Raw genomic sequence first — 24,729 nt, 5'->3', positions numbered from 1 at the left:
CGAACATGACGACACTCGGCGCACTCGTGATCCTGTATTACCCGAGCGACGCGCAGCTCGAAGCGCTTGGCGCGTGGCGGCACGCATGCGACGCGTTGCTCGTCGTCGACAACACGCCGCAGCCCGATGCGCGGGCGCGCGACCTGTGCGCGCGCGAAGGCATCGCGCTGCTGCATCACGGCAACCGCGGCGGGATCGCGGGCGCATACAACGCGGGGCTCGCGGCGCTGTTTCGCGACCGCATCGATGCGGTCGCGCTGTTCGACCAGGATTCGTCGGTGCCGGCCGCGTATTTCCCGGCGATGCGCGATGTCTGCGCGGGGCTCGCGGGGCGTGCGTTCCTGGCCGGCCCGCGCATCTTCGACGAGAACGCGCGCAGCTTCCTGCCCGAACTCTCGACCAACGGGATCGGGCTGCGCCGCCTGCGCATCGAGCCGGGTGCACCGATGCAGCGCTGCGCGTTCCTGATCTCGTCGGGCTGCGTCGTATCGCGCGGCGCGTTCGACGTGCTCGGCCGGTTCGACGAGACGCTGTTCATCGATCACGTCGATACCGAATACAGCTTCCGCGCACTGTCGCGCAACGTGCCGCTTTATGTCGTGCCGTCGCTGGTGCTGCCGCACCGGATCGGCGCGAAGCAGCGTCATGCGATCGGCCCTTTTGAAATGACGTCGATGAATCATTCGTGGCAACGGCGCTACTACAGCGCGCGCAATGCGGTGCAGCTCGGGATGCAGTACGGGCTGCGCTTTCCGGTGGCGATCGTGCCGAACCTGCTGACCGTGTGGCAGGTCGTGCAGATCGCGCTCGTCGAGCGCGACAAGCGCGCGAAGCTCGCCGGCATCCTGTTCGGTGTCGCCGATGGCCTGTTCGGCCGGCTCGGTCCGCTCGAACGCACGCGGCCGCGGCTGGCCGCACGCGCGCAGCGCATTCAGCAGGGATGAGGGGCGCGATGCGGCGTGTGAAGAAAGCGGCGGGTTTGGCGTGTGGCGTGCAACGCGGCTCGATGATCGCGGCGGCGGCCGTGCTGCTCGCATTGGGCGGATGCGTGCCGTCGGGCTTCCTGCCTTCGCTGTCGCTGCGCGCGCCGGCCGGCGATGCGCTCGCGCACACGGCCGGCCCCGGCGCGAACGGCGCGTGGCCCGCGCCCGACTGGGTGAAGCAGTTGCAGGATCCGCAGCTCGACGAACTGGTGACGGAGGCATCGCAGAACAACCCCGATCTGCAGGTCGCGCAGGCGCGGCTGCGGATCGCGCAGGCGCAGCTTCAGCAGTTCGATTCGCTGACGGGGCTGACAGGCACGGCTGGAGCCACGGTCAGCCGCGCGCGGATGCCGAAGCCCGGCGACATCGCCGACGTGACGGCCGCCGGCTATCGCGTGCCGGTCGAGATATTCGGCGATCCGAACGTATCGCCGTCGTCGGTGTTCGTCGGGCTGAACTACCAGCTCGACCTGTGGGGAAAGAACCGCGCCGCGACGAAGAGCCTGATGTCGCTGCGCGACGCGGCCGGCGTCGAGGCCGAACAGGTGCGGCTCACGCTCGCCGTCGCGATCGTCACCGTGTACTGCCAGCTCGACCAGGCGTACGCGGTGCGCGACCTGCTGCAACAGAAGCTGAAGATCAGCCAGCGCGTGACGGCCGTGCTGCGCGAGCGCACCGCGCGCGGCCTCGACAACGCGTACGACGCGAGCGATGCATCGATCAAGCGCAGCCGCCTGCTCGAACAGATCGCGCTGAACGACGAGCAGATCAAGCTCGCGCAACTGCAGCTCGGCGTGCTGTCTGGCCGCGGCCCCGAGCGCGGGCTCTCGCTGCAGCGGCCGCGCGTCGGCGCGTTCGCGGGGAACGCCGTGCCGGCGCGGCTGCCGGCCGACCTGCTCGGCCGCCGGCCCGACATCGTCGCCGCGCGGCTGCGCGTCGAAGCCGCGTTCGCGAATGCCGATTCGACGCGCGCACAGTTCTATCCGGACGTGAACCTCGTCGCGCTCGGCGGCGTGTTCGCGCTGACACCCGCATCGTTGTTCTCGCGCGATTCGCTCGCAGGCTCCGTCGGCCCCGCGATCTCGCTGCCGATCTTCGACCGCGGCCGGTTGAAGGCGAAGCTCGGCGCGGATGTCGCGCAGGCCGACGTCGCGATCGGGCTGTACAACAAGACCGTCGACGATGCACTCGGGCAGGTCGCGCAGCTCGTCACGTCGCTGCAAACGTCGCAGACGCTCGTCGCGCAGCAGCAGGATGCGGTGGCCGCCGCGCAGAAGATCGTGCAGATCGCGGCCGACCGCCACCGGCGCGGCGTGCTGATGCAGAAGGATGTCGATGTCGCGGATCTCACGCTGATCGACGAGCGCGCGCAGATGATCGCGCTGCTCGGCCGGCAGCGGACGCTGCGCGTCGGGTTGATCGGCGCGCTCGGCGGCGGGTTCGATGCGGGCGCAACGGTCGCGCAGGCACCGGCCGTGCATCAGGCACGCAGTGGGGCGGCGAGGCGCGGTGCGGCGACCACTGGTGCCGCCGCGGCCGCGAGCCGGGCGGCGGCGGGTACGTCGAACGACGCGCGCTCGGGGAGCGTGGCAGTGTCGCCGGCTACCGGCACGGCGAGTGCCGCCTCGGCATCCGCACCGCGCAACGACGCGGCGCGTCCGTCGACGGTCGGTGCAACCAACCCCGGCGCGGCGCCTCGCGGTACGCCTGTTCTCGCGCGCACGGCATCGGCGAGCCCGGCGCCGGGCGCGTCGGTCATGCCGGCGATCCCCGTCTTCCAGCACGATCGTCTGATCGTTACGCAAAGCGACTGATGCACCACGACAACCTTCATACCGCCGCGCAGCCGGCCGCGCTGAACGATCCGGCACTCGATGCGCGCCGCGCGACGCGTCGCAAGCGCTTCACCGTGTTCTTCGCGGTCGTGCTGCTGGCCGCGCTCGCGTGGATCGCGTACTGGCTGTTGAGCGACCGCTACTACGAAGACACCGACGACGCGTATGTCGCGGGCAGCATCGTGCAGGTCGCCGCGCAGATTCCGGGCGCCGTGACCGACGTGCTGGTTGCCGATACGCAGGCCGTGCGCGCCGGGCAGACGCTCGTGCGGCTCGACGACACCGAGGCGTCCGTCGCGTTCGCGCAGGCGAAGGCGCAGCTCGCGCAGGCCGTGCGGCAGGTCGCGAACGCGAAGATCTCGAACACGATGTACGTCGAGGCCGTGAATGCACGGCGCGCCGACCTGTCGCTCGCGCAGCGCGCGTTCGCGGCGCGCTCGGGCGCGTCGGTCGAGATCGTCGCGCCCGAGGAGCTGGCGCGTGCGCGCGCGGCGGTGGCCGGCGCGCAGGCGAATCTCGCGGCCGCGCAGGCGCAGCTCGATGCCGCGCGCGCGCTCGGCACCAAGCTGCCGGTCGACGAAAGCCCGGCCGTCGTGCAGGCGGCCGCGCAGTTCAAGCTCGCGTACCGGAACCTGAAGCGCACGACGATCGTCGCGCCGGTCGACGGCACGATCGGGCAACGCTCGGTGCAGGTCGGCCAGCAGGTCGGCCCCGGCGTGCCGCTGATGTCGGTCGTGCAGTTGAACCGGCTGTGGATCGACGCGAATTTCAAGGAAGGGCAGATTCGCCACATGCGCGTCGGGCAGCCGGTCGAGGTCGTGTCGGATCTCTATGGCACGCGCGTCGCCTATCGCGGCCGCGTACAGGGCTTCTCGGCGGGTACGGGCAGTGCGTTCTCGATGCTGCCGTCGCAGAACGCGGCCGGCAACTGGATCAAGGTCGTGCAGCGCGTACCGGTGGTGATCGCGATCGATCCGCGCGATCTCGCCGCGCATCCGCTGCGCGTCGGGCTGTCGATGCGCGTGACGGTCGACACGCACGACCGCAACGGCCACGCGCTCGACAGCGAGCCGCCGACGCCGGCCGTCAGCACACGCGTGCACGACGGCGTCGCGAGCGAGGCGGAAGCGGCCGCCGCGGCGATCATCCGGGAGAATCAGGGCGGGTAACGCCTGCCGAAAAGTGGAGGGCAGGCCGCCAGGGCGGTCCGACCCCCGGTATATCCCGCTGCACACTGCCTTCCCGTCGTTTCCCGCCCGACTTTCGTATTTCCGCCATCGATGTCGGCGCCGTTCAAACGCATGTCGCGTTTGAGACATCGGCGCCCCTGCCTCCCGGACTACTCTCGAACAGCACGTTGCGTGCGCGCCGCATTCGCCGGCGTGCCGCCGCGCCATCCAACGAGACATGGAGACAATACGATGAGCAGCAATCGAGGTGTCGTCTATCTTGGACCGGGCCAGGTCGAAGTCCAGAAAATCGATTATCCGAAGATGGTCGATCCGAGCGGCCGCGCGATCGGCCACGGCGTGATTCTGAAGGTGGTCAGCACGAACATCTGCGGTTCCGACCAGCACATGGTGCGCGGCCGCACGACCGCGCCGGTCGGCCTCGTGCTCGGTCACGAGATCACGGGCGAAGTGGTCGAAGTGGGCCGCGACGTCGAGACGCTAAAGATCGGCGATCTCGTGTCGGTGCCATTCAACGTCGCGTGCGGCCGCTGTGCGATGTGCAAGGACACGCATACGGGCGTGTGCCTGAACGTGAACCCGTCGCGTGCCGGCGGTGCATACGGCTACGTCGACATGGGCGGCTGGATCGGCGGCCAGGCCGAATACGTGCTCGTGCCGTATGCCGATTTCAACCTGCTGAAATTCCCCGACCGCGACCAGGCGATGGCGAAGATCCGCGATCTGACCTGCCTGTCCGACATTTTGCCGACCGGCTATCACGGCGCGGTGAGCGCAGGCGTGAAGCCGGGCTCGACGGTCTATATCGCGGGCGCGGGCCCGGTCGGGATGGCGGCGGCCGCATCGGCGCGCCTGCTCGGCGCGGCCGTGACGATCGTCGGCGACATGAATGCCGAGCGCCTCGCGCACGCAAGGGCGATGGGCTTCGAGACGGTCGACCTGTCGAAGGACGCATCGCTCGGCGAACAGATCGAGCAGATTCTCGGTGTGCCCGAGATCGATTGCGCGGTCGACTGCGTCGGCTTCGAGGCGCACGGCCACGGTTCGTCGGGCCACTCGGAGGAAGCGCCCGCGACGGTGCTGAACTCGCTGATGGAAATCACGCGGCCGGCCGGCGCGATCGGCATCCCGGGCCTGTACGTGACCGACGATCCGGGCGCGAAGGACAAGGCCGCGCAGCACGGCAGCCTGAGCATCCGCTTCGGCCTCGGCTGGGCGAAGTCGCATTCGTTCTTCACGGGTCAGACGCCGGTGCTGAAGTACAACCGCAACCTGATGCAGGCGATCCTGTTCGACCGGCTGCCGATCGCGAAGATCGTCAACGTCGAAGTGATCTCGCTCGACCAGGCGCCGGAAGGCTACAAGAAGTTCGACGGCGGCGCGCCGCGCAAATTCGTCATCGACCCGCACGGCTTGCTGGCGGCCTGATGCGCTAGCGTTCGACACGCGAAACGCGAAACGCGAAACGCGAAACGCGAAACGCGAAACGCGAAACGCGAAAACGGGCGGCTCCGGAAACGGGCCGCCCGTTTTTGCTGTGGGCGCGAACGGCAGGACCGCACGCTCAGTGGCCGGCATAGAGCTTCGCGATGTCGGCTTTGTCGGATGCATTGCGCCGCGCGTGGCCGTGGCCGTGACCGGTGTGCAGGCTCACCCGACGGATCGCATGCGTGCGATGCGCGGAATCGCGGCTGCGTCGCCAGTCTTTCACGCGAACTACCTTGGTGTGGGTTCGGCCGGGCTCGCGAATCGACGGCGCGGCCTGCACAACCGGCATCCGGTTTACGGGTTCGCCGGCGCTCGGGCCGTCGCGTTGTGGATTGGCTGCCAGTTGCGTTCCGTCAGTCGAATGAAACGGATAGACGGGCACCGGCAATACCGGCAACACCGGATCGGGCGATGCATGGAGGCCGGACTCGGCCGCTGACGCGGCAGGCGGATCGGAGCCGCGACAAACGGGATCGGCCTTGCACGTCCGGTCGGCCGTCACGTAGCCGCCGACCAGCAGCATGAGCGTCAGGATGCTCAGGATCGGTGCGCTCGATGCGCGAGGCTGCCGGAAGGCCGCGTTGCGCAGCGTACGCGCGACGCGCGACGACCACGTGTGGAAGGACCGTGGCGCACGTGTGGTGTGAGCGTCGTCCGATGCGCGGCGAATCGGATCGAACGGCCAGTTCCATCGGCCGCAGACGGGGCAGTGCTCGAGTGCGCGAAACGCCACGAAGCCGCATGCCCTGCAGCGGCAGCAAGCGGTATGTCGTGATTCGGCACGCGTGTTCAGCACGGCGCGCCAGGCATCGCGCGCGCGGATGTTCCGGATGGGCAGGACTCGCATGGTTCGAAGCGGCAGGTGTCGTTAACGAGACGAACAGTCGCCGACGAGCGTGTTTTTTTCGAACGCGGCAATCGATCCACGCGCGCCGTCAGCCAGCGGAGCGCGCGTCGTCGACCGTCGTTCGCATGCGGTGCTCACATGATTCTCCATAACATCGGACGCGTTGAACACGTTCGTCCGCGGCTGCCTTCCGCTTCATTCTTTGTCGCTCGCGCGCGAAACGCAAGGAGCATGTCGGTCGTCGCGATCTACACGTTCCGCGCTAACCGTCGTGCCGCTGCCGGGCAGCGAGCGTCCCGATGGTTTCCATCGCGCGCTCGACGGCGGGCGTCCACGGCCGGCCGTAATTGAGCCGCAGATAACGGCGGAATCCGCCGGTCGCGGAAAAGATCGGCCCCGGCGCGATGCTGACGCCGCTTTCCATCGCATCGCCGAACAGGTGCATCGCATCCACGCGCGGCGGCAGTTCGATCCACAGGAAATACCCGCCGCGCGGCGCGAACACTTCGGTGCCGTCCGGAAAATACGCGCGAACCGCGGCGAGCATCTGCGCCTGGTGCGCGGCGAGATTGCGCCGCAGTTTCCGCAGGAAGCGGTCGTAGCCGCCGTCGCTCAGGTAGCTCGAAATCGCCATCTGCGCGGGCACGTCGGCCGCCGGCGCGCTCGCGCCTGTCGCCTGCCGGATCTGCCGCACGTAGCGTCCGGCCGCGACCCAGCCGATCCGGAACCCGGGCGCGAGACATTTCGAGAACGAACCGCAATGCAGGACGAGCCCGCTGTTGTCATACAGTTTCGCGGGGCGTGTGGGCGTCGTGCCGAAATGCAGTTCGCCGTATACGTCGTCCTCGATCAGTGGAACGCCGCGCGACGCGAGCAGGTCGATCAGCGCGTGCTTGCGCTCGTCGGTCAACGTCGCGCCGGTCGGATTGTGGAACGACGTCATGAACCAGCACGCGCGCACCGGATGCGTATCGAGCGCTTCGGCGAGCGCGTCGAGATCGAGGCCGGTGCGCGGGTCGACCGGGATCTCGACGGCTTTCAGGTGCAGGCGCTGCACGGCCTGCAGCACTGCGTAGAATGCCGGTCGCTCGATCGCGACGATGTCGCCGGGGCGCGTCAGCGCCTGCAGGCTGAGCGTCAGCGCTTCGAGCGCGCCGGTCGTGATGATGATCTCGTCCATCGGCAAGGCCGCGCCCGCGTTCAGGTAGCGCAATGCGATCTGGCGGCGCAGCGCGTCGTTGCCGGGCGGCAGGCCGGACAGCAGAGTCGTGCGGTCCATGCTGCGGGCTGCCGACGCCACGTAGCGCCACAGGCTGCTCATCGGGAACAGCGAATAGCTGGCGAACGCCGAGCCGAGCGGGACGATGTCCTCGTGCTTCAGGGAGTCGAGCAGGCGGAACAGCGGATCGTCGTCGCCGGGTTGTGCGGCGGCCGGCTTGCGCGGTGGATCGTGACCGAACCGTACGTGTTTGTCTTCGAGGTTCGCAACGAAATAACCGGATCGCGCACGCGCGACGATCAGACCCTCGCTTTCGAGCGCGTAGTACGCGCGAAACACGGTCGACGGGCTCACGCGATATGCGCGGCACGCGGCCCGCACGGTGGGGATGCGCGCACCGGCGGCCAGGTCGCCGCGCCGGATTGCGTCGGCTATCGTCTGCGCCAGCGCCGCATATCGCTTCATGCCAGCCCTCCGGCCGCTCGGGCCTTGCTGAAAAAAGAGTAGCACGGCACCCGTCGCGCGCAATTGCGCCCCAATCGCTGATCCGCAAGTTTTTGATGGACTTTGATCCTTTTCTTTCGTCTGACAAGCGGGCATGCTCTCGCAAGTTCTGTTCCCGACGTCTGACTATGAAGGAGTCCACGCTGCCCGGCGGCTGATCCGTGACCCTTGCGCGTCCTGCGCGCGACCTTGTCTGCGGCGTCCTTACCTTACCCGGAATCATTCAGCGTGAAATCGAAGACCCTCATCGCGGGCCTGGTGGCCGGCCTCGCCCTCAACCTGTTCAACGGCGCCGCCACGGCGGCCTGCATCAGCAATCCCGCGGCCCAGCCGAACACGACGTTTCCCGCCGCGCTGACCGGCAAGCTCGTCTATCACAGCTACGTGAAGTACGGCGATGGCACGAGCCAGCTGTTCCTCTACGATTTCTCGGCCCGTACGCTGACGCAACTGAGCAAGAGCACGTGGGGCATTAGCGATCCGATGAACGGCGTGTTCAGCCCCGACGGCAAGTGGCTCGCGTTCATGGGCATCAGCAATGGCGCATGGAACGTGTTCATGCTGCAGCTCGGTGCCGGCACGCCGCCCGTCAACATGACGAACAGCACGGGCGCCACGCGCAACGAGGACCCGAAATTCAGCGCGGACGGCAAGACGCTCGTGTTCAAGCAGAACGGCGACGTCAAGCAGGCCACGCTGTCGTACACGAGCGCGGGCCCGGCGTTCACGTCGGTCGTGAGCCTGACGCACGCACCGGCCGGCGCCGAATACTCGATGCCGTTTCTCGCGCCGGATGCGAGCGCCGTGTACTACGCGACCGGCACCGGCTCGAGCATGGGCCTGATGAAGCGCACGATCGCGACCGGCGCGACCGCCGTATTCGATCGTCCGGCCGGGCTGCAGACGTACTACCCGATCGTGCGTGCGGACGGCATGGTGTTCTACGCGCGCTGGAAAGACAGCGGCGGGGCCGACCAGATCTATGCGAAGACCGCGGACCCGGCGTCGACGCCGAACGCGTTGTCGCTCAACGACTGCGTGAGCAACAACTCGGATCCGGCGCCGGTGAGCGGTACGAACTACCTGTTCTTCTCGTCGACGACGGCGGGCGGCTACCAGCTCTACGTCGGCGACGTGACGACCGGCCAGCGCTGGAGCCTGTCGCAGTTCGGCGTGAATGCCGATACGACGAAGGCCAAGCTCGGGTCGAGCTATTACGGCGGCCCGGCCGCCGCGCAGCCGACGCTGCTGTCGCAAGGGCGCCCGGCTGCCGCATCGGCGAGCTACAACGCGTCGCTCACACCCGACAAGGCGTTCGACGGCAACACCACGAGCACGCGCTGGGATTCGCCGGAAGGCACCGGTGTCGATCCGCAATGGATCTCCGTGGATCTCGGCGCGACGAAGCACATCGATCACGTCGATCTGTACTGGGATGCGGGCGCACTCGTCTACCAGATCCAGACGTCGAACGACAACGTCAACTGGACGACGATCTATTCGACGAGCAACGGCGGTTCATATAGCCACGTCACGCTGCCGAACCTCAATGGAAGCGGCCGCTACGTGCGGATGCTCGGCACGAAGCGCGCGACGCAGTGGGGTTACTCGCTGTACGAAATGCAGGTGTGGGGATCGTAAGCGCGAGCCGGATGCGGCCTTCAATGTCTCGGTAGAGTGTCGCCCCCATTGCTGCGGCGATCGTTGATACGTAGCAGATTTCGGTATCGCGATATTTCGGGAAATCGATGGGTGTGCATTCCGTCAATCGCGGGAGCCAGGCTGGCAGGACGAGGAGAGACGCGTGAGAAGGCGCTGGAACGGCAGGAAGACGACGGCCCGCTTTGCGCGGGCCGGTAATTGCGTCGTGTAACGTCAGTGCGTCTTAGGTATCGGGTTTAGGTTCGGGCAACAGTGATTAGGACACCCGGGGCCGAACGTGATCTCGACGCGCCGCCCGGTATCGTCAAACTCGCTGGCGGGAAACGGCAATTTGTAGATTCGCGCGATAACGGAATTTCGTTCGCCTCGAACCGAAAATTGATCCAATGCGTCCTTGACATTCGCTGCACGTCGTTGAGCAAGGACTTTCGGGTCTTTCTCCGTCGGTTCCGCCAAACCGACAACCGAGACCACATCGGCAATGGAAAAGCGATTGCGCATATCGGCTGACCACACCGACAGCTTCGCCAGTTCGGCGATAGATAGGTCACTCGAATCATTGTCGAATCGAACATCAAAATCCCAGCCGGGCAAGTTCGATGGACCATCGCACGCGAATGCCGTATGTGCGCAGCTCAACGCGAGCGCGACGGCAGTTAGCAATTTAGTCAATGTCAACGACGTACCCCGCGATGCTGTCGGCGTTGTTGATTGCCAAGTCAGGATTTGATTGCCCCCAACCGGGGAGCAACGGGGTAATCGTGTATTCGTCATCGGTTGACGACATCGTGTCGTGGAAATGGGTTGCTTCGTGAATGATAGTTGATACGTGAGAATCCGCATTCGCAGACCACGGGCGCATCGTGCAGAATCGTGCGCTGATCGCGATCGTATGTGTCGCAGTGTCCGGCGCGCACACGTGAGCGGCTTCATTGGCTGTTCCGCGGGGATGTGGCGTGCAACCCGTCGCCAGATCGCCATCACTGCCGCTGCGGACGACGTTGTTTTCGTCGAATGCTCGAACTATGCCAAGCACCTTCGTTAAGCCAGTGAGCAAGTGCATTCGCGTTCTCTCGTCGTCTCGACCGAACCACTTGAACACGCGATCCTTGTCGTTCTTTGACCACTTTTTCAAATCTGCGATGCGAATCGTCAATCGATCGACCGCACGCCCTTGTGCCACTGTAAACATCTTGCGGAATTCCGAGTTGGTCATGTTTTCGCAGATCGGCCGCAAGTCAACGTCGGCGAATTGCTGCGATCCGGCGATGGTGTTTGTCGTTGTCTCGGCAACGGTAGTTTGGTTCCCCATCTTCTCAATCCTCGATTACAAGCTTCAAAGTCTGCGCGTATTCGGTCTGCACGCGCGCGGTACAACCGTGCCGATCACTCACGCCGGACGCAAGCACGGTCCCGGATCGATCCTTGATCCAATAGCGCACGTTGCTTAACGGCTGCTTTGTCCGCACGTCGCGGATCACGAACTGATCGTCATGGATGCCCGACCCAGGCGCGTGTCTCGTGGGAGCGTATGTCGAACGGGCGGCGAACGGATTCGCCGCATTATGGCCGCCGTCGCCCCCGTAGAAGATCGTGCTGTCGCTACCCGCGATCAGTCGGTTTTGCCCGCATGGACAGAGTACGGCGTCACCCTCGAGAGCAACACGTCGCCCGTGATGAATCATGCGCTGCGCACCGCCCACTATCGGGAATGTCCCCTCGCAATTTCCGCATGTCGCCTTGTCGCCATCCTGGGCGACCTGTTTGCCGTGATTGAACATCGTTGACGTAACGGCGATGACGACGCCGCCTGTTGTCGTCGGGTCGCCGTTCCTGACTGCTCGTCGGCTCATGGTCGTTTCCTTAATCGAAGTTGGTAAAGATCCAATCGGCTGACTCGGGGTCATAGATCGCGTATTGATCGATTGCAGCGCCTTCAACAGCGATGGTCGATGGCATATGTGCCAGTGCTTCGGCCTCTGCATCGGCTATCTGATCAGCGGTCCACGTATCCATTGCGTCAAGCGTCTCGCTGAACCCGGATAGTCCGGCCCGTAGATACGCTGTTTCGATGCGTTCGACCACGCTATCGGGGAAGTGGATAGTGAAGTGGTCGCGATGTTCGACCGGTACATCGAAGGATGCAGACGTGTAGGCCATTAGCGGATGACCCGCATCGGAAACCACCAAGCGACCCTCGGTCGCTCCATAGGCATAGTTCACGGCGACCGACAGTCGGCCATGCTGTTTCATAAAGCGACGGGTATCGACTTGCCGGAAATCGATCGGCCAAAAGTGATCGTCGCCGCGCACGAGTGCCCGGGAGCCCATGACTGCGTCAAGAGGCGAAAGGTATGTGCAAATGAACGGATCGCCAGTGCAGATCATTTGCATTTTGCCGCTATGCATTGGATCGGTTGCATCGGGCGAACGGATCTGCGCGGTGTGTAGCTGCTGCACCATCGCGTAAATCGGGATCGAAGAGTGAAGAAAATACGGACAATCGGCGTGTTCTTTTCCTGTCATAGGCTCGGACATCTTATGTATGAACGAGCTATGGAAGGTCGCCGGTAACGATTGGTTTGTATATAGGACGAGTATGATTTATCGTTAGGAATGCGACTAAAACCAAGATGAATTGACGGTAGGCAATGCCGAGGTGAAGGATGAACGATCGATCGAGTATGGACGTCCGTGAACCGAACGGGACGGTATGTCGCAATCTCGGATCTGATCGTTTGCTGTCGGCACTGCATGTCCACAAGTGGCTGCAACTTGGTTCATGGAGCGCCGACGAAACGCATTGGGGACTTGATATTCAGCGTGTGCGGCGGAATGGATCGGCGGCGACTGCGACGACCTGGAAATGGACACGCTGCGCCGCATCGACGAATCAATCGTAGCCAACGGCATGCGCAACGCGGTCGTGATGGCGTTGTGACCTGTTAACTCAATCGAGGTTCGCGCTGCGCTCGATGCCAGAGAGGTTGCGACTCCAAGCGGACTGCGAACGCATGGCCGATGTGATTGCGCCTGTCGTCGCGCCGGGCGATGGTGTATGCGATCAGGTGATGGTCGCGGAATTTCTGCTTTCGGAAATTTCCGGGCTTGGACGGGCGACGCGGATCGGCGCCGCCCGGATCTCCGGAGAACGCCTTCTCTCAAACGAAAATGCCGTTCAGTTGATTAACTGAACGGCATCAGGATTCACGACCGCATGATCGTTTACGGCGCAGCGCGCGCTTCACGCATGCAGCACATGCGTCGGAAACGCCGGCGCGGCGCTCCCCGAACCCTGCGAAAGCGGCGCAACCTGCTTGCGGCGCTCCCTCGTCGGCGCGACGCCGAACGAGTCACGATAGCTCTTGCTGAAGTGGCACGCCGACTGGAAGCCGCACGCCATCGTGATGTGCATGATCGACATGTCGGTCTGCAGCAGCAGCTCGCGCGCGCGGCGCAGCCGCAGCGTCAGGTAGTAGTGCGTCGGCGTCATCCCGAGATGTTCGCGGAACAGCCGCTGCAATTGCCGCTGCGACATGTTCGCGAGTCGCGCGAGCTCCTCGCGAGACAGCGGCTCCTCGATGTTGTTCTCCATCAGAGAGATCACTTCGAACAGCGACTTGTTCGCCGAGCCGAGGCGCGCGACGAGCGGCATGCGTTGCTGCGCGCTCGTGTCGCGCACGTGTTCGACGATGAACTGCTCGGCGATCTGCGTGACGCGCGCGGTGCCCACGCGCGCGGCGATCAGGTTCAGCATCATGTCGAGCGGCGCGACGCCGCCCGTGCACGTGATGCGGTCGCGGTCGATCACGAACAGTTCCTTCAGGAAGCGCGTATCCGGAAACTCTTCCTTCAGCGCCGACATGTTCTCCCAGTGGATCGCGCAAGCGTAGCCCGCGAGCAGCCCCGACTTCGCGAGCGCATAGGTGCCCGTGCACAGGCTGCCGAGCGGCAGCCCCATGCGCGCGAAGCGGCGCAGCGACGACAGATGGGCGGGCGTGGTCGCGCGCTGCACGTCGACGCCGCCGCATACGAACACGATGTCGGGCTGCCCGACGCATTCGGCCGGGCCCGTGTCGACCGTGAGGCCGTTGCTCGCCGTGACAGGGCCGCCTTCCGGGCTGATCACCGACCAGCGGTAGAGCGGCTGGCCGCTCAGATAGTTCGCCATCCGAAGCACCTCGATCGCATTGGTGAACGCGATCATCGTGAAGTTCGGTAAAGGCATGAACGCGAAGTGAGACAGCGACGCTGTGCGGTCGGGCGACATGGGGAGCGTTCCTTGAATCTCTAATAGCTTTATGCCCGGAGAGCACGGATCGGGCTGCGATATTGTGTGAGCGAGTGCAACAAGCGTGCCATACGGCTAAACCCTAGCCGCTTTCGTTGATTTGGCTCAAAGGCATGCTGCACTGCACCGAACCCGTGACGCGTTGCACCTGCGCCGGGCGGCGGTGGCACCGCCGATGTGCCTGTTCATAGGTGAACGGGCGCCGCGAATTTCATCGGTCATCCGAAAAAGCACGACCGGTCACTTGTATAAAACGGACGCACATGGCGGAAAAGGCAAAGAACGCGTCTAAATTCATCAATCCGCCGAAAATCCGAACGACAAGAATAGAGCCGTCGGCAGCCTTGCACTGGACAAGCAGGAAACCCAGGCAGGGCGGGCCTTGAGCTTCGGTTTCAGCCCTTTATTCTTCGTCACGGACGCACTATGTCGAACACCCAGTCTTTCTTCTCGCAGCCCCTTGCCGAGCGCGACGCGCCGGTGCGCAGCGCCATCCTGAAGGAACTCGAGCGTCAGCAGTCGCAGGTCGAGTTGATCGCGTCGGAAAACATCGTGTCGCGCGCCGTGCTCGAAGCGCAGGGCTCGGTGTTGACCAACAAGTACGCGGAAGGCTATCCCGGCAAGCGCTACTACGGCGGCTGCGAATTCGCGGACGAAGTCGAGGCGCTCGCGATCGAACGCGTGAAGCAGATCTTCAATGCCCGTTATGCGAACGTGCAGCCGCACTCGGGCGCGCAGGCGAACGGCTCGGTGATGCTCGCGCTGGCCAAGCCGGGCGACACCGTGCTCGGCATGTCGCTCGATGCGGGCGGCCACCTGACGCACGGCGCGAAGCCGGCGCTGTCGGGCAAGTGGTTCAACGCCGTTCAGTACGGCGTGAACCGCGACACGATGCTGATCGATTACGACCAGGTCGAGGCGCTCGCTCACGAGCACAAGCCGAACCTGATCATCGCCGGCTTCTCGGCGTATCCGCGTGCGCTCGACTTCGCGCGCTTCCGCGCGATCGCCGACAGCGTCGGCGCGAAGCTGATGGTCGACATGGCGCACATCGCGGGCGTGATCGCCGCGGGCCGACACGCGAACCCGGTCGAGCATGCGCACGTCGTCACGTCGACCACGCACAAGACGCTGCGCGGCCCGCGCGGCGGCTTCGTGCTGACCAACGACGAGGACATCGCGAAGAAGATCAACTCGGCCGTGTTCCCCGGCCTGCAGGGCGGCCCGCTGATGCACGTGATCGCCGGCAAGGCCGTCGCGTTCGGCGAAGTGCTGCACGCCGACTTCAAGACCTACATCGACAACGTGCTCGCGAACGCGCAGGCGCTCGGCGAAGTGCTGAAGGCCGGCGGCGTCGATCTCGTCACGGGCGGCACCGACAACCACCTGCTGCTGGTCGACCTGCGCCCGAAGGGCCTGAAGGGTGCACCGGTCGAGCAGGCGCTGGAGCGCGCGGGCATCACCTGCAACAAGAACGGCATCCCGTTCGACACCGAGAAGCCGACCGTCACGTCGGGCATCCGCCTCGGCACGCCGGCCGGCACGACGCGCGGCTTCGGCGTCGCGGAGTTCCGCGAAGTGGGCCGCCTGATCCTCGAAGTGTTCGACGCGCTGCGCGCGAACCCGGAAGGCGACCACGCGACCGAACAGCGCGTGCGCCGCGAGATCTTCGCGCTCTGCGAGCGCTTCCCGATTTACTGATCGACACCGACAAGACTCAAGCGAGAGGCAGATATGAGCACGCTGCATCAGGACAGCATCATCATCGACGGACTGAACATCTCGAAGTTCGAGAAGCCGGTGTTCGAAGACATGCGCAAGGGTGGCATCACGGCCGCGAACTGCACGGTGTCGGTGTGGGAGAACTTCACCAAGACCGTCGACAACATCGGCGTGATGAAGAAGAAGATCCGCGACAACGGCGAGCTGCTGACGCTGGTGCGCACGACTGACGACATCTTCCGCGCGAAGCAGGAAGGCAAGACCGGGATCATCCTGGGCTTCCAGAACGCGCATGCGTTCGAGGACAACCTCGGCTACATCGAGGCGTTCCACGACATGGGCGTGCGCGTCGTGCAGCTTTGCTACAACACGCAGAACCTGGTCGGCACGGGCTGCTACGAGCGCGACGGCGGGCTGTCGGACTTCGGCCGCGAAGTGATCACCGAGATGAACCGCGTCGGCATCATGGTCGACCTGTCGCATGTGGGCGGCAACACGTCGTCGGAAGCGATTGCGTTCTCGAAGAAGCCGGTGTGCTATTCGCACTGCCTGCCGTCGGGCCTGAAGGAGCATCCGCGCAACAAGAGCGACGAGCAGCTGAAGGAGATCGCCGATGCGGGCGGCTTCGTCGGCGTGACGATGTTCGCGCCGTTCCTGAAGCGCGGGATCGAGGCGACGATCGACGATTACATCGAGGCGATCGATTACGTCGTGAACCTGATCGGCGAAGACGCGGTCGGCATCGGCACGGACTTCACGCAGGATTTCGCGAAGGAATTCTTCGACATGCTGACGCATGACAAGGGTCGTTATCGCCAGCTGACGAACTTCGGCAAGGTGATCAACCCGGACGGCATCCGCACGATCGGCGAATTCCCGAACCTGACCGCGGCGATGGAACGCGCGGGCTGGAAGGAGTCGCGCATCCGCAAGATCATGGGCGAGAACTGGGTGCGCGTGTTCAAGGACGTGTGGGGCGCGTAAGCGCCACGCCGGGCGGACCAGCTCCAGAGCTTCAACACTAAAAAGAATCGGGACGTGCCCGCGCAAGCCGCGCGGGCACGCGGACGATGTCATGCCTGCGCGCCGAGACGCGCGGCCATTTTCCTCACGGAGTCACCACGATGCAACCGCAACTGCCGATCAACGTCGATCCCGATACCGGCGTCTGGACCACCGACGCGCTGCCGATGCTGTACGTGCCGCGCCACTTCTTCACGAACAACCACGTCGCGGTCGAGGAAGCGCTCGGCGTCGAAGCGTATGCCGAGATCCTCTACAAGGCCGGCTACAAGTCCGCATACCACTGGTGCGACAAGGAAGCGAAGCTGCACGGCCTGACCGGCATGGCCGTGTTCGAGCACTACCTGAAGCGCCTGTCGCAGCGCGGCTGGGGCCTGTTCTCGATCATCGAGGCCGATCCGGCCAGCGCGCGCGCGAAGATCGAGCTGCGCCACTCGTCGTTCGTGCTCCAGCAGCCGGGCAAGGAAGGCAAGCTCTGCTACATGTTCGCCGGCTGGTTCGCCGGTGCGATGGACTGGGTCAACGACACGACGCCGGAAGGCAAGGGCGCGCCGCGCGCGCAATCGAAGGAGGTGCAGTGCGCGGCCGAGCATCACGACCACTGCGTCTTCGAAGTGTCGCCGATCGCGCATTGATGCACTGATTCACCGACACCGAACAACACCTGCAACACGAGACATTCGAACGCCAGAGGTCGCCAGCGATGCGTTATCCCCACCTGTTCAAACCCATGCAGCTGAACCAGCTGACGCTGCGCAACCGGATCGTCAGCACCGCGCACGCCGAGGTGTATGCCGAGCCGGGCGGCCTGCCGGGCGACCGCTATATCCGGTACTACGAAGAAAAGGCGAAGGGTGGCGTCGGCCTCGCGATCTGCGGCGGGTCGAGCCCGGTGTCGATCGACAGCCCGCAGGGCTGGTGGAAATCGGTGAACCTGTCGAACGACAAGATCATCGATCCGCTCACGCGTCTTGCCGACACGATGCACAAGCACGGCGCGAAGATCATGATCCAGGCGACGCACATGGGCCGCCGCTCGTCGTTCCACGGCGAGCACTGGCCGCACCTGATGTCGCCGTCGGGCGTGCGCGAGCCGGTGCACCGCGGCAACGCGAAGATCATCGAGATCGAGGAAATCCGCCGCATCATCGGCGATTTCGCTGCAGCCGCGAAGCGCGTGAAGGCCGCGGGCATGGACGGCATCGAAATCTCGGCCGCTCACCAGCACCTGATCGACCAGTTCTGGAGCAAGCGCTCGAACCACCGCACCGACGAATGGGGCGGTAGCCTGGAGAACCGCCTGCGTTTCGGCATCGAGGTGCTGACGGCGGTGCGCGAGGCGGTCGGCAAGGATTTCTGCGTCGGCCTGCGCATGTGCGGCGACGAATTCCACGAGGACGGCCTCGATCACGAAGCGCTGAAGGAAATCGCGCAGGCGATGTCGGAGACGGGCCTGATCGACTACCTGAGCGTGGTCGGCTCGGGCGGCGACACGCACAACACGATCGCCAACTGCATGCCGCCGATGGCATTGCCGCCGGAGCCGTTCGTGCACCTCGCGGCCGGCATCAAGTCGGTCGTGAAGATTCCGGTGATGCACGCGCAAAGCATCCGCGATGCGGGCCAGGCCGAGCGCCTGCTCGCGAACGGCATGATCGACCTGGTCGGCATGACGCGCGCGCAGATCGCCGATCCGCACATGGTGATCAAGATCCGCGACGGCCGCGAGGACGAAATCAAGCAGTGTGTCGGCGCGAACTACTGTATCGACCGCCAGTACAACGGCCTCGACGTGCTGTGCATTCAAAACGCCGCGACGTCGCGCGAAGCGACGATGCCGCACATCATCGAGAAGTCGCGCGGCCCGAAGCGCAAGGTGGTGGTGGTGGGCGCCGGCCCGGCGGGCCTGGAGGCGGCGCGCGTCGCGAAGCTGCGCGGCCACGACGTCGTGCTGTTCGAGAAGAACGCGGAAGTGGGCGGTCAGGTGATGATCGCCGCGAAGGCGCCGCAGCGCGAACAGATGTCGGGGATCATCCGCTGGTTCGACATGGAAACCAAGCGCCTGGGCGTCGACCGCCGCTTGGGCGTCGCCGCCGACGAGAAGATGATCATGGCCGAGAAGCCGGACATCGTCGTGCTCGCGACGGGCGGTTCGAGCTTCACGTGGCAGGTGCCCGGTTGGGGCGTGGCCGAAGGCCTGGCCGTCAGCTCGTGGGACATCCTGACCGGCAAGGTCGAGCCGAAGCAGAACGTGCTGCTGTTCGACGGCGTGAGCACCCATGCGGGCGCGGGCGTGGCCGACTTCATGGCGAGCCGCGGCTCGAAGGTCGAGGTCGTCACGCCGGACGTGAAGGTGGCCGACGATTGCGGCGGCACGACGTTCCCGATCTTCTATCGCCGCCTGTACGCGCTCGGCGTGATCCCGACGCCGAACACGATGCTCGACCGCGTCTATGAAGAAGACGGCAAGAAGATCGCCGTGCTGCGCAACGAGTACACGGAAGAACTGGAAGAGCGTGCGGTCGACCGGTGGTGATCGAGAACGGTTCGTCGCCGAACGACGAGCTGTACTGGAAGCTCAAGCCGGAATCGCTGAACCGCGGCCAGATCGATCCGCACACGCTGTTCGCGGCCGAGCCGCAGCCGTGCCTGTCGGAAGAACTCGGCAACGGCCGTTTCCTGCTGTTCCGTGTCGGCGACTGCATCTCGATGCACAACGTCCACGGCGCGATCTACGACTCGCTGCGTCTCGTGAAGGATTTCTGAAGATGAATCCGTCCCTCCTCATTACCGCACTGTTGTGGCTGTCGGTGGCGGGGCTCGCGTTCGCGGTCGCGAAGCGTTCGTCCTACTGGCGTCTCGGCCGGGCCACGGCGCCCGGCTCGTTCGGCGTCGCGAACCTGTTCGCGATTCCGAAGCGTTATTTCGTCGACCTGCACCATGTGGTCGCCCGCGATCCGTATATCGCGAAGACCCACGTCGCGACCGCCGGTGGCGCGATCGGCGCGCTCGCGCTGGTGTTCGTCAACTACGGCCTTGCGATCTACTCGCCGTGGCTCGACAAGCTGATCTTCCTCGCGGCGCTCGCGATGCTGGTCGGCGCGGTGTTCGTGTGGCGCCGGCGCGCGGCCAAGGACGTGCCCGCCCGCCTGTCGCGCGGCCCGTGGAATACGCTGCCCTGGCTGCTCGGTTCGTTCGCGCTCGGCCTCGTGCTGTTCATGCTGGTGCCGACCGGCGCGATGTCGGGCGCGTTCGCGGTGCTCTGCGCGCTGCTGATCGGCATCGGCGCATTCACGATGACGGTCGGCGCCGCGAAGGGCGGCCCGATGAAGCATGCGATCGCCGGCCTGCTGCACCTCGCCTTCCACCCGCGCCAGGAGCGCTTCGCGGCCACGCGCGAGTCGTTCACGGGTAACGGCACGGCCACGCCGCCGACCGCACTGAAGCTGCCGGACGTCGAGCATCAGGAGTACGGCGTCGCGAAGCCGGTCGAATTCCGCTGGAACCAGTTGCTGAGCTTCGACGCGTGCGTGCAGTGCGGCAAGTGCGAAGCCGCGTGCCCCGCGTTCGCGTCGGGCCAGCCGCTGAACCCGAAGAAGCTGATCCAGGATCTGGTGGTCGGCATGGCCGGCGGCACCGATGCGGCGTACGCGGGCAGCCCGACTCCGGGCCTCGCGGTCGGCCAGCATCGCGGCGAGCCGAACGGCCCGATCGTGTCGGGCCTGATCGAGGAACAGACGCTGTGGTCGTGCACGACCTGCCGCGCGTGCGTGCAGGAATGCCCGATGCTGATCGAACACGTCGACGCGATCGTCGACATGCGCCGCAACCGCACGCTCGTGCACGGCTCGGTGCCGGGCAAGGGCCAGGAAGTGCTTGCGAACCTGCGCGAGACCGGCACGATGGGCGGCTACGACACGGCCGCGCGCTACGACTGGTCGGTCGACCTGAGCGCGCCCGTCGCGCAGCCGGGCAAGCCGGTCGACGTGCTGTTCGTCGCGGGCGAAGGCGCGTTCGACATGCGCTACCAGCGCACGCTGCGCGCGTTCGTCAAGGTGCTGAACAAGGCCGGTGTCGACTACGCGGTGCTCGGCTCGACCGAGACCGACACGGGCGACGTCGCGCGCCGGCTCGGCGACGAGGCGACGTTCCAGCAGATGGCGAAGCGCCTGATCGGCACGCTCGGCACACTGTCGTACAAGCAGATCGTGACGGCCGACCCGCACGTGATGCACAGCCTGCGCAACGAATACCGCGCGCTCGGGCTGCGCGTGACGGTCAAGCATCACACGACCTATCTCGCCGAACTGGCCGACAGCGGCAAGATCGCGCCGAAGGCCGTCGAGGCGCTGCAGGACAAGCGCACGACCTATCACGACCCGTGTTACCTCGGCCGCTACAACGGCGAGACGGAAGCGCCGCGCAAGCTGCTGAAGACGATCGGCATCCAGGTCGTCGAGATGGAGCGCAACGGCATGCGCGGCCGCTGCTGCGGCGGTGGCGGCGGTGCGCCGCTGACCGACATCCCCGGCAAGCAGCGCATTCCGGACATCCGCATCGCCGACGCACGCACGATCGGCGCGGACGTGGTCGCGGTTGCGTGCCCGAACTGCACGGCGATGCTCGAAGGCGTCGTGGGCCCGCGCCCCGACGTGCTCGACGTGGCCGAACTCGTTGCCGCCTCGCTGGAGTGAATCGATGAATACGATCAAACGAATCGATCCGCGCCGGCCGTTCATCATCACGGCCGCGGGCCTGAAGCGCATCACGCTCGGCGAGGAAGGCAGCGCCGACGCGAGCGCCGCGCACTGGTCTGCGCACGGCCATGCGGCCGCCGCGAAGCCGCGCCGCACGGTGCAGGAGCCGAAGCACGTGGTGCTGGTGGTCGCGCACGGCGAACGCGGCGCGCTCGACGATCACGCACGACAGGCGATCGCCGCCGCCGCGGTGCTCGCCGATGCCCAGACCGAAGTCGCGCTGCTCGCATTCGGCGAACTGAAGGACGACGTGGCCGAACTCGGCGTCGACAAGCTGGTTGAACTTGCGGGCTTCGATCGCCGCGCATTCGATCCTGAAAGCGAATTGCAAGCGTTGCAGGCGTGCGTGGCAGCGCTCTCGCCGAAACACGTGTTCGTGCCCGACAACGCGACGGGCGACGGCGATCTCGGCCGGCGTTACGCGGCCGCCGCCGGCGCGAGCGTCGCGACCCACGTGGTCGAGATCGACGCGAAGCATGTCGGCGCGTATGCGCAGGCCGGCCGCGCATTCGCGACGCGCGGGCTGCCCGACGTGATCCTGCTCGCGCAGAACGCGGTCGACGCGAAGCTGCCGTTCGTCGGCGCGGGCGAACGCCTGGCCGCCGATTTCATCCGCCCGGCCCATGATGCGGCGCAGCCGTATCGCGATCTCGGCCTTGAGGAAATCGATGCGGCGCGGGTCGCGCTCGAGGAAGCCGATTTCATCGTGTCGGCCGGCAACGGCGTGTCCGACATCGGCGCGTTCGAGCGGCTGGCCGGTGCGTTCGGCGCGGCGATCGGCGCGAGCCGCGTCGCGGTCGACAACGGTCACTTCACGCGCGACAAGCAGGTCGGCGCGACCGGCAAGACGGTCGAGGCGAGCGTGTATATCGCGTTCGGCATCTCGGGCGCGGTGCAGCATCTGCAGGGGATCAAGGACTGCCGCCACGTGATCGCGGTGAACCTCGACGGCAGCGCGCCGATCGCGAAGCGCGCGAACCTGACGGTGGTCGGCGATGCGCAGGCGACGATCGCCGCGCTGATCGAACAGGTGCAGGCCGCGCGGGTCGCGCGCGGACAATCGCCGGCCGCGGTCGGCAACCGTGAACCGGAAGGAGTCGCAGCATGAACGCCCCTCGCCAGTTGCAACGCATCGCGGTGCTCGTGTCCGTCGGCCGGCACCCGGTCAGCGGCGTCGCGCGCTACAGCCGCAACGACGCGGCCGCGCTCGAAACCGGCCGCCAGCTCGCGGAACGGCATCGCGCGCAGCTCGACGTGATCCATGCAGGCGACCCCGCGAACGCGGCGCTTGCCGAATATCTCGCGCTCGGTGCGCGGGAGGTCGAAGTGCTGGCCTGCCGCGACGGCGACGATGCCGTGCATGCACTCGCCGCGCGCGTCGAAGGCTACGACCTCGTGCTGACCGGCACGCGCGCCGAAGGCGCGTACGACACCGGGATGCTGCCGTATCGCGTCGCCGCCGCGCTCGGTTATCCGCTCGTCGGCTCGGCCGTCGACGTGACGATCGAAGGCGGCCGCGCGGCCGTGCGGCAATTTTTGCCGAAGGGGCTGCGGCGCCGCGTCGACGCCGCGCTGCCGGCCGTCGTCGCCGTCCATCCGCTCGCCAATGCCGAGCCGCGCTACGCGTATGCCAGGCTGCGTGCCGGCGCGATCCGGCCGGCGCTCGCGGCGCCCGGCGCGGACGCCGACGCGGCCGCGTGGACGGTCGGTCCGGTCGAGCGTAAACCCGTAAAACTGGTCGCTGCCGAGAAGCGCTCCGGGCATGCCCGGATGCTGTCCGCGACGACGACCGAAAGCCGTGGCGGCAACGTCGTAAATGAAGGGAGTTCGGTCGAAAAAGCACAAGTGATCCTCGCGTATTTGCGCGAGCATCAACTCATCGACTATTGATTTTGATGCCTGTCGGCAAGAACCCAGGGATGCAAGGAATCCGGAGCAAACGATGAAAGTATCGGCAGACATTCGTGCACTGATCGAGCGGCGCAAGGTAGGGCACAGCCTCGACGCACCGTTCTACACGAGCGAGGAAATCTTCGCGCTCGACATGGAGGCGATTTTCCGCCAGCACTGGATCCAGGTGGCGGTCGAGCCGGACATTCCGGAGCCGGGCGACTACCTGACCGTGGAGCTGGGGAGCGATTCGATCCTGATCGTGCGCGACGACGACATGGCGATCCGCGCGTTTCACAACGTATGCCGTCACCGCGGCGCGCGCCTGTGCAACGAGGACAAGGGCTCGGTCGGCAACATCGTGTGTCCGTACCACAGCTGGACCTACAACCTGACGGGCCAGCTGATGTTCGCCGAGCACATGGGCGAGCAGTTCGACCGCTGCAAGCACAGCCTGAAGTCGGTGCACGTCGAGAACCTCGCGGGCCTGATCTTCATCTGCCTCGCCGAAGAGCCGCCGGTCGACTTCGCGAAGATGCGCGCCGAGATGGAGCCGTACCTGCTGCCGCACGACCTGCCGAGCACGAAGATCGCCGCGCAGATCGACATCATCGAGGAAGGCAACTGGAAGCTCACGATGGAGAACAACCGCGAGTGCTATCACTGCGTCGCGAACCATCCGGAGCTGACGATTTCGTTGTACGAATATGGCTTCGGCTACCAGCGTTCCGACGCCAACGCCGAGGGCATGGACGCGTTCGCGGAGACGTGCGTCCGGCGCGGGAAGGAGTGGGCCGAGATGGGCCTGCCGTCCGCCGAGATCGAGAAACTGCTCGACGTGACGGGCTTCCGCACGCAGCGCCTGCCGCTCGACCGCAGCGGCGAATCGCAGACGCTCGATGCGAAGGTCGCGTCGAAGAAGCTGCTCGGCGGTTTCGAAAAGGCCGATCTCGGCGGGCTGTCGTTCTGGACGCAGCCGAACTCGTGGCACCACTTCATGAGCGATCACATCGTGACGTTCTCGGTGATCCCGCTGTCGGCCGGCAAGACGCTCGTGCGCACGAAGTGGCTCGTGCACAAGGACGCGAAGGAAGGCATCGATTACGACGTGAAGAACCTCACGGCCGTGTGGAACGCGACCAACGACCAGGATCGCGCGCTCGTCGAATTCTCGCAGCGCGGCGCGAACAGCAGCGCATACGAGCCGGGCCCGTATTCGCCGTACACGGAAGGTCTCGTCGAAAAATTCTCGGCCTGGTACATCGGCCGGCTCGCCGAAAAAACCGGCGAATAGTGCACAGCAGCGGACAAGCGGAGC

Annotated in this window: 20 protein-coding genes and 1 pseudogene; 14 read left to right on the top strand and 7 right to left on the bottom strand. The window is 65.7% G+C overall.

Translation table 11 applies throughout. From position 1 onward, the window contains the following. The first annotated feature begins 5 nt into the window (after positions 1–5). The 4 genes from MRS60_RS23815 to fdhA all read left to right on the top strand — a co-directional run bounded on the left by MRS60_RS23815 (position 6) and on the right by fdhA (position 5,436). Complete coding sequence (locus MRS60_RS23815) at positions 6–944, top strand: glycosyltransferase family 2 protein (protein ID WP_105391714.1); 939 nt, start codon at positions 6–8, stop codon at positions 942–944. A gap of 8 nt (positions 945–952) precedes the next feature. Further along, on the top strand, positions 953–2,797 hold the full coding sequence (locus MRS60_RS23810) for an efflux transporter outer membrane subunit (RefSeq protein WP_243565639.1): 1,845 nt from the start codon (positions 953–955) through the stop codon (positions 2,795–2,797). Then, positions 2,797–3,987, top strand: a complete 1,191-nt coding sequence (locus MRS60_RS23805; protein WP_243565638.1) for an efflux RND transporter periplasmic adaptor subunit — start codon at positions 2,797–2,799, stop codon at positions 3,985–3,987. The genes MRS60_RS23810 and MRS60_RS23805 overlap by 1 nt, the downstream gene beginning before the upstream one ends. A 252-nt stretch (positions 3,988–4,239) precedes the next feature. After that, positions 4,240–5,436: a formaldehyde dehydrogenase, glutathione-independent gene (gene fdhA, locus MRS60_RS23800; RefSeq protein WP_027781331.1), complete on the top strand. Its 1,197-nt coding sequence runs from the start codon at positions 4,240–4,242 to the stop codon at positions 5,434–5,436. 136 nt (positions 5,437–5,572) lie between these two features. On the opposite strand, the gene MRS60_RS23795 is transcribed toward fdhA, so the two are convergent. Continuing rightward, a complete protein-coding gene (locus MRS60_RS23795; RefSeq protein ID WP_243565637.1) occupies positions 5,573–6,343 on the bottom strand; it encodes a hypothetical protein in 771 nt (256 codons plus the stop codon). A gap of 262 nt (positions 6,344–6,605) precedes the next feature. After that, complete coding sequence (locus MRS60_RS23790) at positions 6,606–8,027, bottom strand: PLP-dependent aminotransferase family protein (RefSeq protein WP_105391709.1); 1,422 nt, start codon at positions 8,025–8,027, stop codon at positions 6,606–6,608. 267 nt (positions 8,028–8,294) lie between these two features. Here MRS60_RS23790 and MRS60_RS23785 point away from each other — a divergent pair, with 267 nt between their 5' ends. Beyond that, positions 8,295–9,707, top strand: a complete 1,413-nt coding sequence (locus tag MRS60_RS23785) for a discoidin domain-containing protein (RefSeq protein ID WP_105391708.1) — start codon at positions 8,295–8,297, stop codon at positions 9,705–9,707. A 234-nt stretch (positions 9,708–9,941) separates the two neighbouring features. Here the strand turns inward: MRS60_RS23785 and MRS60_RS23780 are convergent, their stop codons facing one another. Genes MRS60_RS23780 through MRS60_RS23765 form a run of 4 tightly spaced genes read right to left on the bottom strand, consistent with a single transcriptional unit; the run spans position 9,942 to position 12,254 of the window. Next, entirely contained in the window at positions 9,942–10,406 is a 465-nt protein-coding gene (locus MRS60_RS23780; RefSeq protein ID WP_243565636.1) for a hypothetical protein, read from the bottom strand. Beyond that, positions 10,393–11,040, bottom strand: coding sequence for a M35 family metallo-endopeptidase (locus MRS60_RS23775; protein WP_175747108.1), 648 nt, complete (start codon positions 11,038–11,040; stop codon positions 10,393–10,395). Before MRS60_RS23775 ends, MRS60_RS23780 begins: the two co-directional genes overlap by 14 nt. Positions 11,041–11,044: 4 nt before the next feature. Continuing rightward, positions 11,045–11,581: a PAAR domain-containing protein gene (locus MRS60_RS23770; RefSeq protein ID WP_175747110.1), complete on the bottom strand. Its 537-nt coding sequence runs from the start codon at positions 11,579–11,581 to the stop codon at positions 11,045–11,047. 10 nt (positions 11,582–11,591) lie between these two features. Then, on the bottom strand, positions 11,592–12,254 hold the full coding sequence (locus MRS60_RS23765; RefSeq protein ID WP_243565635.1) for a hypothetical protein: 663 nt from the start codon (positions 12,252–12,254) through the stop codon (positions 11,592–11,594). Between the two features lie 488 nt (positions 12,255–12,742). Here MRS60_RS23765 and MRS60_RS23760 point away from each other — a divergent pair, with 488 nt between their 5' ends. After that, positions 12,743–12,922, top strand: coding sequence for a hypothetical protein (locus tag MRS60_RS23760; protein ID WP_243565634.1), 180 nt, complete (start codon positions 12,743–12,745; stop codon positions 12,920–12,922). 50 nt (positions 12,923–12,972) lie between these two features. Here MRS60_RS23760 and MRS60_RS23755 read toward each other — a convergent pair whose 3' ends face one another. Further along, positions 12,973–13,998, bottom strand: a complete 1,026-nt coding sequence (locus MRS60_RS23755) for a GlxA family transcriptional regulator (protein WP_243565633.1) — start codon at positions 13,996–13,998, stop codon at positions 12,973–12,975. A gap of 447 nt (positions 13,999–14,445) precedes the next feature. On the opposite strand from MRS60_RS23755, the gene MRS60_RS23750 reads away from it, so the two are divergent. The 8 genes and pseudogenes from MRS60_RS23750 to MRS60_RS23715 all read left to right on the top strand — a co-directional run bounded on the left by MRS60_RS23750 (position 14,446) and on the right by MRS60_RS23715 (position 24,705). After that, positions 14,446–15,720 carry a serine hydroxymethyltransferase gene (locus tag MRS60_RS23750; RefSeq protein ID WP_034180749.1) on the top strand — a complete coding sequence of 425 codons (1,275 nt, stop codon included), beginning with the start codon at positions 14,446–14,448 and terminating at the stop codon, positions 15,718–15,720. Positions 15,721–15,753: 33 nt separating this feature from the next. Further along, positions 15,754–16,725, top strand: a complete 972-nt coding sequence (locus MRS60_RS23745) for a dipeptidase (RefSeq protein WP_034180748.1) — start codon at positions 15,754–15,756, stop codon at positions 16,723–16,725. A gap of 140 nt (positions 16,726–16,865) precedes the next feature. Next, positions 16,866–17,399 carry a DUF5943 domain-containing protein gene (locus MRS60_RS23740; RefSeq protein WP_006488993.1) on the top strand — a complete coding sequence of 178 codons (534 nt, stop codon included), beginning with the start codon at positions 16,866–16,868 and terminating at the stop codon, positions 17,397–17,399. A gap of 68 nt (positions 17,400–17,467) precedes the next feature. Further along, positions 17,468–19,530: pseudogene (locus MRS60_RS23735) on the top strand (FAD-dependent oxidoreductase). Between the two features lie 2 nt (positions 19,531–19,532). Then, positions 19,533–21,458 (top strand): (Fe-S)-binding protein, encoded by a 1,926-nt coding sequence (locus MRS60_RS23730; RefSeq protein WP_243565632.1) that lies wholly within the window; start codon positions 19,533–19,535, stop codon positions 21,456–21,458. 4 nt (positions 21,459–21,462) lie between these two features. Continuing rightward, the gene (locus MRS60_RS23725) at positions 21,463–22,629 is read left to right on the top strand and encodes an electron transfer flavoprotein subunit alpha/FixB family protein (protein WP_131948268.1); all 1,167 of its coding nucleotides are present in this window, start codon (positions 21,463–21,465) and stop codon (positions 22,627–22,629) included. Further along, entirely contained in the window at positions 22,626–23,411 is a 786-nt protein-coding gene (locus MRS60_RS23720) for an electron transfer flavoprotein subunit beta/FixA family protein (RefSeq protein ID WP_243565631.1), read from the top strand. Before MRS60_RS23725 ends, MRS60_RS23720 begins: the two co-directional genes overlap by 4 nt. A 52-nt stretch (positions 23,412–23,463) precedes the next feature. After that, on the top strand, positions 23,464–24,705 hold the full coding sequence (locus MRS60_RS23715) for an aromatic ring-hydroxylating oxygenase subunit alpha (RefSeq protein WP_034180743.1): 1,242 nt from the start codon (positions 23,464–23,466) through the stop codon (positions 24,703–24,705). Positions 24,706–24,729: the final 24 nt, after the last annotated feature.

Origin of the sequence: Burkholderia pyrrocinia (genome assembly GCF_022809715.1) — a bacterium.
Taxonomy (GTDB): domain Bacteria; phylum Pseudomonadota; class Gammaproteobacteria; order Burkholderiales; family Burkholderiaceae; genus Burkholderia; species Burkholderia pyrrocinia_C.
The sequence above is the reverse complement of the archived record's forward strand: the minus strand, read 5'-3'. Positions and strand labels throughout refer to the sequence as shown.

Excerpts from the sequence above, each read along its gene's own strand:
- MRS60_RS23815 (WP_105391714.1), top strand. The coding sequence starts at position 6 with ATGACGACACTCGGCGCACTCGTGATCCTGTATTACCCGAGCGACGCG.
- MRS60_RS23810 (WP_243565639.1), top strand. The coding sequence starts at position 953 with ATGCGGCGTGTGAAGAAAGCGGCGGGTTTGGCGTGTGGCGTGCAACGC.
- MRS60_RS23805 (WP_243565638.1), top strand. The coding sequence starts at position 2,797 with ATGCACCACGACAACCTTCATACCGCCGCGCAGCCGGCCGCGCTGAAC.
- fdhA (WP_027781331.1), top strand. The coding sequence starts at position 4,240 with ATGAGCAGCAATCGAGGTGTCGTCTATCTTGGACCGGGCCAGGTCGAA.
- MRS60_RS23795 (WP_243565637.1), bottom strand. The coding sequence starts at position 6,343 with ATGCGAGTCCTGCCCATCCGGAACATCCGCGCGCGCGATGCCTGGCGC.
- MRS60_RS23790 (WP_105391709.1), bottom strand. The coding sequence starts at position 8,027 with ATGAAGCGATATGCGGCGCTGGCGCAGACGATAGCCGACGCAATCCGG.
- MRS60_RS23775 (WP_175747108.1), bottom strand. The coding sequence starts at position 11,040 with ATGGGGAACCAAACTACCGTTGCCGAGACAACGACAAACACCATCGCC.
- MRS60_RS23770 (WP_175747110.1), bottom strand. The coding sequence starts at position 11,581 with ATGAGCCGACGAGCAGTCAGGAACGGCGACCCGACGACAACAGGCGGC.
- MRS60_RS23765 (WP_243565635.1), bottom strand. The coding sequence starts at position 12,254 with ATGACAGGAAAAGAACACGCCGATTGTCCGTATTTTCTTCACTCTTCG.
- MRS60_RS23760 (WP_243565634.1), top strand. The coding sequence starts at position 12,743 with ATGGCCGATGTGATTGCGCCTGTCGTCGCGCCGGGCGATGGTGTATGC.
- MRS60_RS23755 (WP_243565633.1), bottom strand. The coding sequence starts at position 13,998 with ATGTCGCCCGACCGCACAGCGTCGCTGTCTCACTTCGCGTTCATGCCT.
- MRS60_RS23750 (WP_034180749.1), top strand. The coding sequence starts at position 14,446 with ATGTCGAACACCCAGTCTTTCTTCTCGCAGCCCCTTGCCGAGCGCGAC.
- MRS60_RS23745 (WP_034180748.1), top strand. The coding sequence starts at position 15,754 with ATGAGCACGCTGCATCAGGACAGCATCATCATCGACGGACTGAACATC.
- MRS60_RS23740 (WP_006488993.1), top strand. The coding sequence starts at position 16,866 with ATGCAACCGCAACTGCCGATCAACGTCGATCCCGATACCGGCGTCTGG.
- MRS60_RS23730 (WP_243565632.1), top strand. The coding sequence starts at position 19,533 with ATGAATCCGTCCCTCCTCATTACCGCACTGTTGTGGCTGTCGGTGGCG.
- MRS60_RS23725 (WP_131948268.1), top strand. The coding sequence starts at position 21,463 with ATGAATACGATCAAACGAATCGATCCGCGCCGGCCGTTCATCATCACG.
- MRS60_RS23720 (WP_243565631.1), top strand. The coding sequence starts at position 22,626 with ATGAACGCCCCTCGCCAGTTGCAACGCATCGCGGTGCTCGTGTCCGTC.
- MRS60_RS23715 (WP_034180743.1), top strand. The coding sequence starts at position 23,464 with ATGAAAGTATCGGCAGACATTCGTGCACTGATCGAGCGGCGCAAGGTA.